The 13198-nt window shown below is 64.3% G+C and carries 10 protein-coding genes; 6 read left to right on the forward strand and 4 right to left on the reverse strand.

What is annotated here, in order from left to right:
* Nucleotides 1–236: 236 nt before the first annotated feature.
* The 3 genes from C811_RS09930 (at nucleotide 237) to C811_RS09940 (ending at nucleotide 4433) form a co-directional block, all read left to right on the forward strand.
* Nucleotides 237–1940, forward strand: a complete 1704-nt coding sequence (locus C811_RS09930; protein WP_016309442.1) for an FAD-binding protein — start codon at nucleotides 237–239, stop codon at nucleotides 1938–1940.
* A 329-nt stretch (nucleotides 1941–2269) separates the two neighbouring features.
* Entirely contained in the window at nucleotides 2270–2722 is a 453-nt protein-coding gene (locus C811_RS09935; protein ID WP_016309443.1) for a hypothetical protein, read from the forward strand.
* A 196-nt stretch (nucleotides 2723–2918) separates the two neighbouring features.
* Complete coding sequence (locus C811_RS09940) at nucleotides 2919–4433, forward strand: APC family permease (protein ID WP_016309444.1); 1515 nt, start codon at nucleotides 2919–2921, stop codon at nucleotides 4431–4433.
* Between the two features lie 689 nt (nucleotides 4434–5122).
* Here the strand turns inward: C811_RS09940 and C811_RS09945 are convergent.
* Both C811_RS09945 and C811_RS09950 read right to left on the reverse strand, forming a co-directional pair.
* Nucleotides 5123–5917, reverse strand: coding sequence for a ZIP family metal transporter (locus tag C811_RS09945; protein ID WP_016309445.1), 795 nt, complete (start codon nucleotides 5915–5917; stop codon nucleotides 5123–5125).
* Between the two features lie 230 nt (nucleotides 5918–6147).
* Nucleotides 6148–7992, reverse strand: coding sequence for a flavocytochrome c (locus C811_RS09950; RefSeq protein ID WP_016309446.1), 1845 nt, complete (start codon nucleotides 7990–7992; stop codon nucleotides 6148–6150).
* A gap of 314 nt (nucleotides 7993–8306) precedes the next feature.
* Between C811_RS09950 and C811_RS09955 the strand changes: the two genes are divergently transcribed.
* The gene (locus C811_RS09955) at nucleotides 8307–8948 is read left to right on the forward strand and encodes a phosphatase PAP2 family protein (RefSeq protein ID WP_016309447.1); all 642 of its coding nucleotides are present in this window, start codon (nucleotides 8307–8309) and stop codon (nucleotides 8946–8948) included.
* Nucleotides 8949–8971: 23 nt separating this feature from the next.
* Complete coding sequence (locus C811_RS09960) at nucleotides 8972–9196, forward strand: 4Fe-4S binding protein (RefSeq protein ID WP_016309448.1); 225 nt, start codon at nucleotides 8972–8974, stop codon at nucleotides 9194–9196.
* A gap of 10 nt (nucleotides 9197–9206) precedes the next feature.
* Here C811_RS09960 and C811_RS09965 read toward each other — a convergent pair whose 3' ends face one another.
* Nucleotides 9207–10250, reverse strand: a complete 1044-nt coding sequence (locus C811_RS09965; RefSeq protein ID WP_016309449.1) for a deoxyguanosinetriphosphate triphosphohydrolase — start codon at nucleotides 10248–10250, stop codon at nucleotides 9207–9209.
* A 413-nt stretch (nucleotides 10251–10663) separates the two neighbouring features.
* Here C811_RS09965 and C811_RS09970 point away from each other — a divergent pair, with 413 nt between their 5' ends.
* Nucleotides 10664–11788, forward strand: coding sequence for an IS1249 family transposase (locus tag C811_RS09970; RefSeq protein ID WP_016308716.1), 1125 nt, complete (start codon nucleotides 10664–10666; stop codon nucleotides 11786–11788).
* A gap of 218 nt (nucleotides 11789–12006) precedes the next feature.
* Here the strand turns inward: C811_RS09970 and C811_RS09975 are convergent, their stop codons facing one another.
* A complete protein-coding gene (locus tag C811_RS09975; RefSeq protein ID WP_016309450.1) occupies nucleotides 12007–13185 on the reverse strand; it encodes a phosphoribosylaminoimidazolecarboxamide formyltransferase in 1179 nt (392 codons plus the stop codon).
* Between the last annotated feature and the right edge of the window lie 13 nt (nucleotides 13186–13198).

Genomic DNA, 13198 nt, shown 5'->3' on the forward strand with positions numbered 1-13198 from the left:
ACCGCCACGTGAATTTTCCTCGGAAGAGTATACCGCTGCCCCTCCCCCGCCCTTCGCGAAAAGCCCTGATAACGGCATCACCTCAGAAGGGTGATTTCTCCAATCGCCGCCAGAGGGCGATAGATAGCGCCCTCGCATTTTCCTATGGTGCCCTTGCGTCGCGCGCTTCGCCCCGCCCGTACGAGACGAAGCGGCAGGAGAGCGGCGCGCCCGAGTATCACCGACAGGAGGGACCAATGAGCAACAAAACCATGAGCATGAATCGCCGCGATTTCCTCGGCCTCGGAGCCGCCGGAGCCGCCGTCGTCGGCGCCCTGGGCCTTGCGGGCTGCGCTCCGAGCGCTCCCGCCGAGAAGAGCCTCGGCGAAACAGGTGCGGCAACCGATGCTGCGGCCGCATCCGATTGGCTCGGCACTGAGCCGGAAGTCGCCGAGGGCGATATCGCAGAGACCCTGGACACCGACTTCCTCATCATCGGCGCGGGTACGGCGGGATTGGCCGCCGCCGGCGCCGCGGCCGACTTGGGACTGAACTTCATCATCTGCGACAAGGCGAACCAGGTGCCCGAAACCCGCGAGTACCTGGGCGGCGTCGACACGGCCTACGCCAAGGCGAACAACGTGGAAATCGACAAGCCGAAGCTTCTGAACGAGCTGACGCGCTATGCCTCGGGCAAGTGCAACCAGAAGCTCATCAAAATGTGGATCGACGAGAGCGCCGAGTACGTGGACTGGGTCACCGAGGTCATGAAGGATCAGGGCAAGGAGGTCATGCTGGATATGCCGCCCGCCCACGCCACCGGGGGCACTGACTACTACGTCCCCTATGTGCAGCACCTGTGGGAGCCCTCCTACGTGCCGCCCATGCGCAACGACGTCATCGCCGAGCGGCTTTCCGGCCAGGGCCGCGACATCCTCTTCGAGCATGAGATGGTGAAGCTGCTCCACGGCGAGGGCACGGTGACCGGCGCCATCTTCAAGACCAAGGACGGCTACAAGCAGATCAACGCCAAGAACACGCTTTTGGCCACCGGCGGCTATGCGGCCAACCCCGTCATGATGCGCGCCCTTCAGCCGGCCGCCGTGGCCTGCTGCACCGCTTCCAGCTTCAACCCCACCTGCACCGGCGACGGCATTCGGGCAGGACTCTGGGCCGGAGCCTCTAAGGACATCGATGCCGCTCCCATGATCTTCGACCGCGGCGCGGTGGCCCCCGGCGTCGATGCCGGCTACGAGGGCACGGACGAAGCGGCGGTCTTCCGCGGCAACATCTTCCAGGAGAACATCGGCAGCCAGCCCTTTATGAAGGTGAACCGCCGCGGCCAGCGCTTCGCCAACGAGTCCACCCCCTACGACTTCGTCTGCTTTGCCGCCACCTACCAGCCCGGCGGCGTGTGGTGCCAGGTGTATGACGCCAACATGATGGACGACATGGTGCGCTTCGAGACCGTGGGCTGCTCGCGCGTGGTGCCCTACATCGAGATGGGCATGACCTTCGACGAGTACACCGCCGCCTCCCAGGAGTCCGGCATTCTCATGAAGGCCGACACCTTGGAGGAGCTGGCCGATATGCTCGGTTTCGCCGACCAGGATAAGGAAAACTTCCTCGCCGAGGTAGAGCGCTACAACGGGTTCTTCGACAAGCAGGTGGACGAGGACTTCGGCAAGGAGGCCTACCGCCTGTCCGCCATTCGCCAGGCACCCTTCTACGGCTGCTGGTTCGGCGGAAGCCTGCTCACCACCATCGACGGCCTGCGCATCAACGAGAACTGTCAGGTGCTCGATCCTGAGCTGAACGTCATCGAGGGCCTTTATGCGGCCGGCGACGTATCCGGCAGCTTCTTCAGCGGCAACTACCCCGAGTACATCGTGGGCGTGGCCTGCGGACGCAGCTCCGTTGAGGGCCGCCACGTGGCCAAGCTGCTGGCCGGCGCTGCCTAAGGCGAGCTGCCCGCCTCGTCGCGAAGGGGCGCTCTCGAAAACGCGCCCTCTGCGATTCACTTCCCAGCCCTCCCTGCCGAAATCCAGCCATCGCGTGCTGGATTTCGGTTTTTTGGCTTGGAAAGCACGACCTTGGTACCACACGAGCGCCCTTTCCGCTTCCTTGTCATACGCTACCTGGGAAAATGCCGCCGCTGTAATACGGAGACACCTCTTCTGTGCCGCTTTCCGTCCCAAAGTCGTGTTTTTCAAGCCAGAATACGCGTTTCGAGCGTGCTATAGTGGACACGTTGGCTTCAAACGCAGCGAAAACGACAAAAGGAGCCCTCATGGTTACCACTGAAGTAGCCTTCGCCCGTTCCACATGGCGGAAGTCCCGGGAGTTCAACGCCGGCGTGCGCGATCTGGCGCGCCTCATGCCCATGGAGCTCGTGCGCCTCTACGTCACCGAGGGCACACGCACGCCCCGGGTGCCCCTCACCTGCTACGATCGCATCGACGAGCTGCGCGCCCTACGCCGCGAGGCCCTGCTCGGGGAAATGCCCTCCGTGGAGGCCCAGGCGCAAATCTGGCTCGACGAGCACCCCGCCGAGGCCGCGCGCATGGCCGCCAAGCACCGTCGCAGCACCGCCACCCCCGATATGCTCCTGGGCACTGCCGTCATGAACGGCGAGAGTCCCGCCGCCGGCTTCTCGCCGGAGACCTACCTCATCGCGCCGAGCCTGCGGGTTTACGAGCTGTTCATGTGGTACGACGAGAGCGAGCGCTGGCTTCAAAATTAAGCGAGAAGGAGCTCGGGCGGATCTGCAACCGATTTCGCTTTCGTTAACACTGAGCGTCTCCCTTTACTTTATTACAGTAGAGCACTATAGTATCGGCAGCATTATCGCCGTGTCGATGGTGCCACCTTGGCCGGGAGCAGCGCGCCGCGCGTCCGCCCAAGGTGCCCGTACCGCGCATCGAGAAGAAGGAACCGCCATGAGCGCACCTTACGACGACAACAATCCTGCCGCCACGCCCCCTACTCTGCGCCGCCAATTCGGTCTGCGCGAGGCCATCACCATCACCGTGGGCACCGTCATCGGCGTGGGCCTGTTCACCACCGGCGGCAACATCGTGGGGCTCATGGGCCCATCGGTCATCATTGCCACCCTGGTGGCGATGCTCGTCTCTATCTACCCGGCGCTACTGTACGCGGAAATGGGCGCGGCCCTCCCCTATGCCGGCGGCACCTACCAGTACGCGGGCCTGGGACTCGGCCGACCCTTGGGCATGCTCGCCGGCTGGAACTTCATCATCTCGCTCGTGGCCGTGACCGGCGGCGAGTCGCTGGCCTTCGCCTACTATTTCAAGACCGTCTTTCTTGCCATCGGCATCGAGCTGCCCGTCCCCGATGTAGTGCTGGCCTGCATCGCGCTCGTGCTGTTCATCGTCACCAACGTGCGCGGCGTGCAGATCACCGGTCGTCTGCAGAACGGCTTCATGTTCTTCTTCTGGGGCGTGGCCGTCATCTGGTTCCTCACCATGATCCCCGAGGTGAGCCTGCCCACCTTTGTGACCGCGCCGACCTTCTTAGGCTCCATGGACGCATTCGGGTTCATCGCCGCCGTGGCCATGATCTGGTGGTGCTTCGCCGGCTTCGAGACCTGCTGCGGCATGGGCGAGGAAATTCGCTACCCCTCCATCAACATCCCCCGGGCCTTGAAGCTCGCGCCCTTCATCATCTTCGCCGTGAACGGGGCCTTCCAGTGGTTCCTCGTGGGCATCACGCCGGCAGAGGCCATCCCCGGCCTGGCCGAGGCGGCCGCGCCCTACGCCGAGGCCATGATGTCGGCGGGCATTCTGGGGCTGCCGCTGCTGCTTCTGGCCCTGGGCGTGGCCTTCGGCGGCGACTTCTCCACCCTGAACGCTTCCATCGCCGTCCCGCCGCGCTACCTGTTCACCATGGCCCGCGACGGCGCCATGCCCCGCGTGTTCGCGAAAGTGCACCCGCGCTTCCGCACACCGTATGTGGCCATCATCGCCCTGGGAGTGCTGTCCATCCTGCTCGTGGCCACCTCCACCCTGGACTTCATCGCGTCGCTGTCGCTGTTCGCCGACTTGTTCTACTACATCATCGGCATCGCGGCGGCTTTGGGACTGCGCCGGCGCATGCCCGATCTCGCCCGACCCTTCCGCGTGCCGGGCGTGGCCGTGGGCGTGCCGGTGTCTATCGTCATCTACGCCGTCATGATGAGCCAGCTGGGTACCGAGCCTTTGGTGGTGGGCGCTGCCTGGTGCGTGATCGGCCTTGCGGTGTTCTTCATCTGCCAGAGCCGCTACGGCAAGCCCGAGCCGGTATCGGTGGCCGAGGCCCTGCCCGGCGCCGATGAGGTGCCCGGCGCCGAAGAGGCCGCGAAGATGGATCGCGAGTACCGCGCGTGGAAGATCGTGGTAACCGCCTGCTGCATCGTGGTGGCCCTGCTGTATGCAGTGCCGATGCTCGCGGGCTAGGGGCAGCGGCACACGGCGGCGGCCCCGGCTCCGAAGCGCTCGTGCACGGCGGTGGGCCCCGGCTCCGAAGTGCTCGTGCGCAGTGGTGGGGCGAGGCGGCCGACGGAGGCCCGCATGTTTTCGAACGGCCCTCGGGCTCGCATGTTTTCGAACGGCCCTCGGGCTCGCTCAAGCGCTCGCCCTCCGGGACGGGCGCTTTTCAGTGCGCCTGATTTCTACGGCCCGCTCTTCTGCGCGGAAAAGGTCTGATTCTCTATTTCCTAAATTTGGCCACTAAACTCTGCGAGATAGACTCGGCCGAGCGAAAAACCGCTGAAACGGGGCCACAATAGATCAAATATGGGCCTTTTCGACAACCAGACATCTATTTCGCGAAGTTTGCTGCACAAAAAGCAGCATTACAGAAACAGCGGGCGGGAGCCAGCTGCCGAACTCGAAGACGTACTTGGGTTTTCAGGTGAGATTCCCGTCTGCCCGCGGAAACATCGACGGGAGCGGCGGCCTCCGAAAACGTAAGCCCCTACGAGTCCATGCGTGGAGCCGGCCCGTGCGATTTCCTTGTCCTCTCGCCGTCACGACATGGGGATACTCCAGCCGAGCCAGAGGATCGCGAGACTCCCCCTTCCTAAGGCGGCGAAACGCGCGGTGCCTGCTTTGCACACTGAAGGCCAGCGGCACCCGAGGCTTCGCTACCCGAGGGCCACGTCCAAGACCATCATGAGCACGAAGCCGAGGGCCACGCCGATGGTGCCGATGTTGGTGTGGCGACCCTGCTGGGTCTGGGGAATGAGCTCCTCGGTGACCACGTACATCATGGCGCCGGCGGCGAAGGCCAGCACATAGGGCAAAAGCGGGGTCACGAGTCCCGTAATGGCCAGCATGAGCACCGCGCCGAGCGGCTCCACCGCGCCGCACAGGGTGCCCGCCATAAAGGCGCGGGGCCGCGAGAGGCCGTTGGTCGTCAGCGGCAGCGACACGATGGCACCCTCCGGCACGTTCTGGATGGCGATGCCGACAGACAGCGCCACCACGGCCGAGAGCGTAATAGCCGCATCCCCCGCCAGAAAGCCCGCGAGCACCACGCCCACGGCCATGCCCTCGGGCAGGTTGTGGATGGCCAGGGCCGCCATCATCATCGCCGGCTTCTTCAACGTGGAAGCCGGGCCCTCCGGCTCGTTGGAGCCCACGTGCAAATGCGGCGTGAAGTGGTCGATAGCCAAAAGCAGGAGCATGCCGCCGAGAAAGCCCACGGCCACGGGCAGCCATGCGGGCACCGGACCTCCCTCGGACGCCTCGAGGGCGGGGGTGATGAGGCTCCACACGCTGGCGGCAATCATCACGCCGGCCGCGAAGCCCAGAAGCGCCTTCGTGAACCGTTCGGACATACCGTGGCGCATGAGGAACACGAGCGCCGCGCCCAGAGTGTTCCCCAGAAACGGCACCACCAAGGCCACGAGTACGCCGATCAGAGCGGGGTTTTCCACCGCGCACCTTCCTTTCCCAAGAAACGAGCCTCTCGAGCAGGCTGCCACCCGCCCGAAACGAAACGGGGCACCCGAACGGGGGACGCGCTTACCGGTGGGGCTGCCCCGCGTTCCTGAACATGGGGCAGCCCCACCGGGTAAGCGCGTCCCACTATAGCGCATAGGCCAAAGCGGGGCGTCCCGAGAAGGGCGCCCCGCCAACTTAGTTACCGATATTTTACCGAGAACGCCTACTTCGCATAGCTCGCAGCATTCTTGCCGGCGATGCGGCCGAAGGTGTAGATGTCGGTCATAGAGCAGGAGCCGAGGCGGTTCGTGCCCATCTTGTGGCCGGCCACCTCGCCGGCGGCGTACAGGCCGGGAATGACCTGCGCGTCCACAGTGAGCACCTCGGCCTTAGGCGTGATATGCAGGCCGCCCATGGTGTAGTGCACGGCGGGCTTGCAGGCCATGAGGTAGTAGGGGCCCTCCTCGATAGTGTTCATCTCGGCGCTATAGCCGAAGTCGGGGTCCTTGCCGTCGGCGCAGTACTGGTTCCACGCATCCACGGTCTTCTTCAGCTCCTCAGCATCCACGCCCTGGGCCTGGGCCACCTCGTCGAGCGTGTCGGCCTTCACGATGACGCCGCGGCTCTCGCTGTTCTCGTACTCGTCGGCATGCTGCTCCACGAGCCCCGTCGCATCGGCGGCCGCCTGGTTGAACAGCAGGTAGGCAACCCCGTCGGTCTGGGCCTTGATGCCGTTGGAAATGACGTCGCGGCGGTCGAGCTCCTGCACGAAGCGGTCGCCTTCCTTGTTCACGAGGATGCCGTAGTTCTCCAGGCGCACGTCGCCCACGTACAGCAGCGCGCCGGTCTCGGGGTCGCACACCGGGTAGGTCTGGATGTACTCCATGTCGATGGTATCGGCGCCGATCTTCTCGGCCATGACGATGCCGTCGCCCTGGGCGGCCACCGAGTCGGTGGAGAGGATCTTGTCATCCATCTCGGGGTTGTACTTCACGCGCATATCGACGTTCGAGCCGAAGCCGCCGGTGGCGAGCACCACGGCCTTGCACTTCACCTCGGCCTCCTCGCCGGTGACGGGGTTTTTCACCTTCACGCCGACGACCTTGCCGGTGCTGTCGGTAACGAGCTCGGTGGCCTGGGTGTTGTCGATGAGCGTGATGGCGTCGATGGCCTTCGCGCGGTCGGTCAGCTTCGTGGTCATCTCGGAGCCAGAATGGGTGATGGGGATGATAGAGCGCTTGATGTTATGGCCGCCGAACTGCATGAGGTCGTGCTTCCAGGAAATGCCGCCCTCGTAGGTGAGCCAGTTGGCGGAATCGAGCGCGCCGTTGGCGATGATGGCCACCAGCTCCGGGTCGCCCTTGTTGTCGCCGCCCACGAGCATGTCGGAGATGAGGTTCTCCGGCGAGTCCTCCACGCCCTGGGTCATCTGGATCCAATTGCCGGGCACGGCCATCTCGCCACCCGACAGGCACGTGTCGCCGCCGTAGACGCCCATCTTGTCCATGAGCACCACGCTCTTGCCCTCGTTGGCCGCCGTGATGGCCGCCGCAAATCCTGCGCCGCCGGCGCCCACTACGACCACATCGGCCTCCTCGGGCAGCTTCACGTCGCTTTCCCACGCCTGGTAGTCGCGGTTCTTCCACTCCTCAGAATCCTGGCCCAAAGCGTCGAGGGCGCTTCCCACAGCGGTGAGGAAGGCCATGGACGTGAGCGTGGCGCCGCTGACCGTGTCCACGTTGAGCGTCTGGCCGTCGATGATGGACTTCGTCATCTTCTCCATGGCCACGTCCCCCATGCCCGGCGTCTCGCGGGAATCGAGCACGGTGATGCGGTCGATGGCCCCGTCGTTGGCGGACACCTCCACAGTGAACGTGCCGTGCTTGCCCATCCCCTCGCCGATGGCCGTGGTCGCCGCCCCGGCCGAGGCGCTCCCGGCCGCGCCGGCCTTGCGTTTCTCCTGCGCCTCCTCATGGGACATCGGCGCGCAGCCGACTAGAGCCAGCGTGCCGCCCAATGCGGCGATGGCGCCGCCCGCGATGAACTGCCTACGAGAACAACCAGACATGATGACCTCCCTTGGTCGGACTCCAGAGCGCGATGGCGCACGATACCGGCCGCTCTTCGCGAAAAGCGGCGGTTCGGTATCGGTTGAGCGTCGTCGCTGACGGCTTCCCGTCACCTCGGCTCCCTTTGACGGCGCCATCATAGAACCATCACAGATGCGGTCGCCATTCCGTGGCCGGCCTCAACCGAACCGTTGCCGCTCCGTTGGGATAAGGGAACCCGGAGGGAGCAGACGGAAATCGGGTGGCCGCAGGCAGCGGGGAGTTGCCCTCGGGGGCGCTCTCGGGTAGGCTGTGGGGAAACGAAGGGAGACCCGTGAACGAACTGGCCATACTGGATGCCATGCAAGCGTGGCACAACCCCGTGCTCGATCCGCTTGTGGCGGTCTTCACCAGCACGAGCAACCACGGCGAGCTGTGGATTCTCCTCGGCATCGTGCTGCTGTGCTTCCGCCGCACCCGCAAAGCCGGCGCCGGCGTGCTCGTGGCCGTGGCGCTCGGCGCGGTGGTGACGAACTTGACCATCAAGCCCCTGCTCATGCGCCCACGCCCCTGCGACGTGAACGCCGCTGTGGCCATGATCGTGCCGCGGCCGAGCGGCTCGTCGTTCCCCTCGGGCCACACCACGGCCGCTTTCGCCGCTGCGGCAGCCCTCTGGTTCGCGCGCAGGCCCACCGCACCCGCCGGGCTTATCGCAGGCGTTACCGTAGCCGCCGCCCTTATGGGCCTTTCCCGCATGTACTGCTACGTGCACTACCCCACCGACGTGCTCGCCGGTGCCATCGTGGGCACCCTGGCCGGCCTCGCCGCCGCCCGCCTGATGGATGCGCTCTGGAAGCAGCGCGCCAAACCCAGCATTCCCCGTGGACCTGCCGGCTCCGACTACCCCGCCGGCTCCGACAGCCCCAACAACCCCGACGACGGCCGCGGCCCGGGCGCTCCCGAAATGCGGCCCTAACCGCCGCAGGAATCGGAGCCGCCATGCGCCAGACCTACTACGCCATCGACAAGCGCCTCTGCTGCCGCTGCGGAGCCTGCCAGCGCATCTGCCCCCACGGCGCCCTCGCCACCGCCGCTAACGGGGTGCCCTCCATCGACCAGGAGCGCTGCCGGCACTGCGGCATGTGCTTCCGCGCCTGCCGCTTTGGCGCCGTGGGCCGCCCCTATGAGCTCTACCGCCTGAAAGACGGCCGCTCGCACCGATAGCCGCCCATCCCTAGTACGACAGCGCGTGGGGAATGAACAGGCGCTGATAGGTGCTTGTGGCGAAGCGGTCGGTCATGCCGGCGATGTAGTCGGTCACCGCGCGCAAATCATCGCCGTCGGAGATGGCGCGATAATCGGCCGGCACCTCGTCGATGTGCGCGGCGTAGTAGTCGAACAGATCGGCGATGAGATGCGTCGCCTTCTCCACCTCGGCCATCACGGGAGGGGCGGTGTACACGTTGGCGAACAGGAAGGCCCGCAGCTCCATCATGGCATCCCACACCGCCGGGCTCATGCGAATGTCGCCCTCGGCAGCCGATGTTTCCACCATGTCGCGCACGAGCGTCTCGATGCGGGCCGAGTGGTCGGCGCCGAGTACGCGGTGAGTCGCCTCGGGCAGGTCGGCCTCGCGCAGGATGCCCGCGCGAATGGCATCGTCGATGTCGTGGTTCACGTAGGCGATGCGGTCGGCCGTGGCCACGATGCGTCCCTCCAAGGTCTCGGCGCGCAAGTTCCCTGTGTGGTTCAGGATGCCGTCGCGCACTTCCGCGGTGAGGTTCAGTCCCGCGCCGCCGTTCTCGATGCGCTCCACCACCCGCACCGACTGCTCGTTGTGGCGGTACAGACGCGCCGCCTGCGAGCTTGCCGGATCGATGCCCCTATGGCGTGCGAGTGCCCCGGCAAGGGCCGCCTCGCCCGTGTGCCCAAAGGGGGTGTGGCCCAAGTCGTGACCGAGGGAGATGGCCTCGGTGAGATCCTCGTTCAACCCGAGTGCCCGCGTGATGGTGCGCGCGATCTGCGCCACCTCCAAGGTGTGGGTAAGCCGCGTGCGGAAGTGGTCACCCTCAGATGCGAGGAACACCTGGGTCTTGTGGGAGAGCCGCCGAAACGACTTCGAGTGCAGAATCTTGTCGCGGTCGCGCTGGTAATCGGTACGCAACGCATCGGGCGCCGTCGAGCGATCACGTCCCTCCGACTCGGCGGCCAGCGCCGCATCTTCCGCCAGCATCGCGCGCTCGCGCTGCTCCTGATCTTCCCGGCCCCTCACCCGCATACCGACCTCCCTTCCCGCCGACTAGGCGGACACTCCGCCTGCTGGCAGTGTAGCAAAAGAAGCTGTCCCAAATATTAGAAGTTTCGCATCCGTAGGTTCGCCCAAGGAAGTCAGCGAGGGTCCGACCGGTGCCTGGAATTGTACTGAAGCGCGGCCGAACAGCCTTCGGCTGTGAGGGAAAGAGCTGAAGTGCAAAGCCAGGTGCCGGTCGGAACCGCAGCATCGGCGGGTTAATTCTCAAAAGGTGTGTCTAAGAATCATACATTCTCCCAGATCATATAGCTCTTTTTAGGTCAAAAAGTTGGTACGGCCCAACTTTTGGGAGTCTCAAAAAGTGTGTCCGGCTTGCTCTTGACGTCCCTGTTCAGACATTCTTTTCCCAAAGAAAAGTTGAATCTGGACGGGAGCTTGGTGTGGACAATCCAAAGTGCGGCGCATGCGGGGCATCGATGAAGAGAAACGGCAAGACCGAAGCGGGTGCTCAGAGGTGGCGCTGCAAGTCCTGCGGGGCATCCAAAACCCATCGGATAGACAATTCCGCCAAGCAGCTTAAGGCATTCCTCGGGTGGCTCATGGGTAAGGGCTCGCTCAAGGAACAGAGGTGTTCGAAGGCGACCTTCGAGCGTCGGGCGCAGAGATTTTGGTCCCTTTGGCCGCTGCCGGACTTTGCCGGTGAGGTCCATGATGTCCTGTTCGTTGACGGGATCTATATCTCCAAACGGCTCGTGGTGCTTATCGCCTGCACCAAAAGGCATGTTGTGGCATGGCATCTGGCCGAGAGCGAGTGCTCGGCATCCTGGGCGGCCCTCATGGCCAAGGTGGCGCCTCCGACCATGGTGGTCACCGATGGCGGATCGGGCTTCAAGAAAGCGGCGAAGGCGATATGGCCCGACACCTCGGTACAGCGCTGTCTCGTCCATGTGAGGAGGCAGGTAATACGCAGGACGACCATGCGCCCGAAGCTCGACTGCGGCCGGGAACTGCTCGATCTTGCCCGCGCCCTTCCGAAGATCAAAGGAGCGGATGGCGCAGCGAAGTGGCTGGCGGATTATGCGGAATGGTGCTCCAAATGGGAGAGGTTCCTGCGTGAATTCACCTTGAAGGACGGCCGCAAACAATACGTCCACGAGCGTCTCAGGAGCGCGCGGCATTCCCTCAACGGTCTCGTCCGGGACAGGACGCTGTTCACGTTCGCCGAGATGCAGGAGAGTCTGGGAGGAGTATGGGACTCGACCAACAACGTGATCGAAGGTGGCGTCAACGCCCAGATTCGACTCATGCTTCAACATCATCGGGGACTTACAACCATACGCCGTGCCAAGGCTGCGTTTTGGTGGTGCTATCTGCACTCCGAGTACAAAGTCGGTGAAGCGGAAATGCTCAAGACGATGAAGACGGACGAAGAGGTCGCAGGGCTGTTCATGCTCGCCACCAATAGATCAGAGCACGAAGATGGGGCGCCTGATGAACATGGAACATCTCTGCCGGAATGGAGTGAGATGAGAATGAGTGGATCAAAGGAGACGGGTTGGTTCTAGACAGTAGTGAATAATACGCCTAGACACACTTTTTGAGACCTAACCCGCATCGGCATGCCCGTTGTCGCGTTAGCGACAACGGAAAAACAGGGCCGCCCCCGCCGGATAGCGGAAGCGGCCCCTCAGTCACAATAGTAGCGATACATTGTGAGGCGGCCAGCCGTTGCAGCGGCTGCCACCTGCTTCATTATAAACCTCCGCGATTCTCGCGGTCAATCCTAGTGGTGGAACAGACGCATGCCGGTGAAGGCCATGGCGATGCCGTACTTGTTCGCCACCTCGATGACGTTGTCGTCGCGGATGGAACCACCGGGCTCGGCGATGTAGGCCACACCCGACTTACGGGCGCGCTCCACGTTGTCGCCGAAGGGGAAGAAGGCGTCCGACCCCACGGTCACGCCGCTCATCTCGGCGATCCAAGCCTTCTTCTCCTCACGGGTGAGCGGCTCGGGGCGCTTGGCGAACACGCGCTGCCACTCGCCATCGGCCAGCACGTCCTCCCACTCGTCGGAGATGTACACGTCGATGGCGTTGTCGCGGTCGGGACGGCGGATGCCCTCCACGAAGGGCAGCGCGAGCACGCGCGGATGCTGGCGCAGCCACCAGTTGTCGGCCTTGTTGCCCGCCAGGCGCGTGCAGTGGATGCGGCTCTGCTGGCCGGCGCCCACGCCGATGGCCTGGCCGTCCTTCACATAGCACACAGAGTTGGACTGGGTGTACTTCAGCGTGATGAGGGCCACGATCATGTCGATCTTGGCGGATGCGGGAATCTCTTTGTTCTCGGTTACCACGTTCTCCAGCAGTGCCTCGTTGATCTCGAAGTTGTTGTGGCCCTGCTCGAAGGTGATGCCGAACACGTCCTTCAGCTCCGTCTCGGTCGGCACGTAGGCGGGATCGATCTGCACCACGTTGAAGGAGCCCTTGCGCTTGGTCTTCAGAATCTCGAGCGCCTCGTCGGTATAGCCCGGGGCGATGATGCCGTCGGACACCTCTTTTGCCAGGTAACGGGCCACATCAGCATCGCACACATCCGACAGCGCCGCCCAGTCGCCGTAGGAGCACAAACGATCGGCTCCGCGGGCGCGGATGTAGGCGCAGGCGATGGGCGACAGCTCGCCCTCCTCTTCCACGAAGTACATGGCGCGGTCGGTGTCGGTCAGGGGGTGGCCTACCGCGGCGCCGGCCGGCGACACGTGCTTGAAGGACGCCGCCGCGGGCAGCCCCGTGGCCTCCTTCAGCTCACGCACGAGCTGCCAGGAATTGAAGGCGTCGAGGAAGTTGATGTAGCCGGGCTTGCCGTTCAGCACCTGAATGGGCAGGTCGCTGCCGTCCTTCATATAGATGCGCGAGGGCTTCTGGTTCGGATTGCAACCGTACTTCAGTTCCAGTTCGTTCATGATTCTCCTTTTC

Source organism: Adlercreutzia caecimuris B7, assembly GCF_000403355.2.
Lineage (GTDB): Bacteria > Actinomycetota > Coriobacteriia > Coriobacteriales > Eggerthellaceae > Adlercreutzia > Adlercreutzia caecimuris.

What these genes read in the sequence shown, in the direction of transcription:
- C811_RS09960 (WP_016309448.1), top strand. Translation starts at nt 8,972, where the DNA reads ATGCGCCAGACCTACTACGCCATCGACAAGCGCCTCTGCTGCCGCTGC.
- C811_RS09965 (WP_016309449.1), bottom strand. Translation starts at nt 10,250, where the DNA reads ATGCGGGTGAGGGGCCGGGAAGATCAGGAGCAGCGCGAGCGCGCGATG.
- C811_RS09930 (WP_016309442.1), top strand. Translation starts at nt 237, where the DNA reads ATGAGCAACAAAACCATGAGCATGAATCGCCGCGATTTCCTCGGCCTC.
- C811_RS09940 (WP_016309444.1), top strand. Translation starts at nt 2,919, where the DNA reads ATGAGCGCACCTTACGACGACAACAATCCTGCCGCCACGCCCCCTACT.
- C811_RS09935 (WP_016309443.1), top strand. Translation starts at nt 2,270, where the DNA reads ATGGTTACCACTGAAGTAGCCTTCGCCCGTTCCACATGGCGGAAGTCC.
- C811_RS09975 (WP_016309450.1), bottom strand. Translation starts at nt 13,185, where the DNA reads ATGAACGAACTGGAACTGAAGTACGGTTGCAATCCGAACCAGAAGCCC.
- C811_RS09950 (WP_016309446.1), bottom strand. Translation starts at nt 7,992, where the DNA reads ATGTCTGGTTGTTCTCGTAGGCAGTTCATCGCGGGCGGCGCCATCGCC.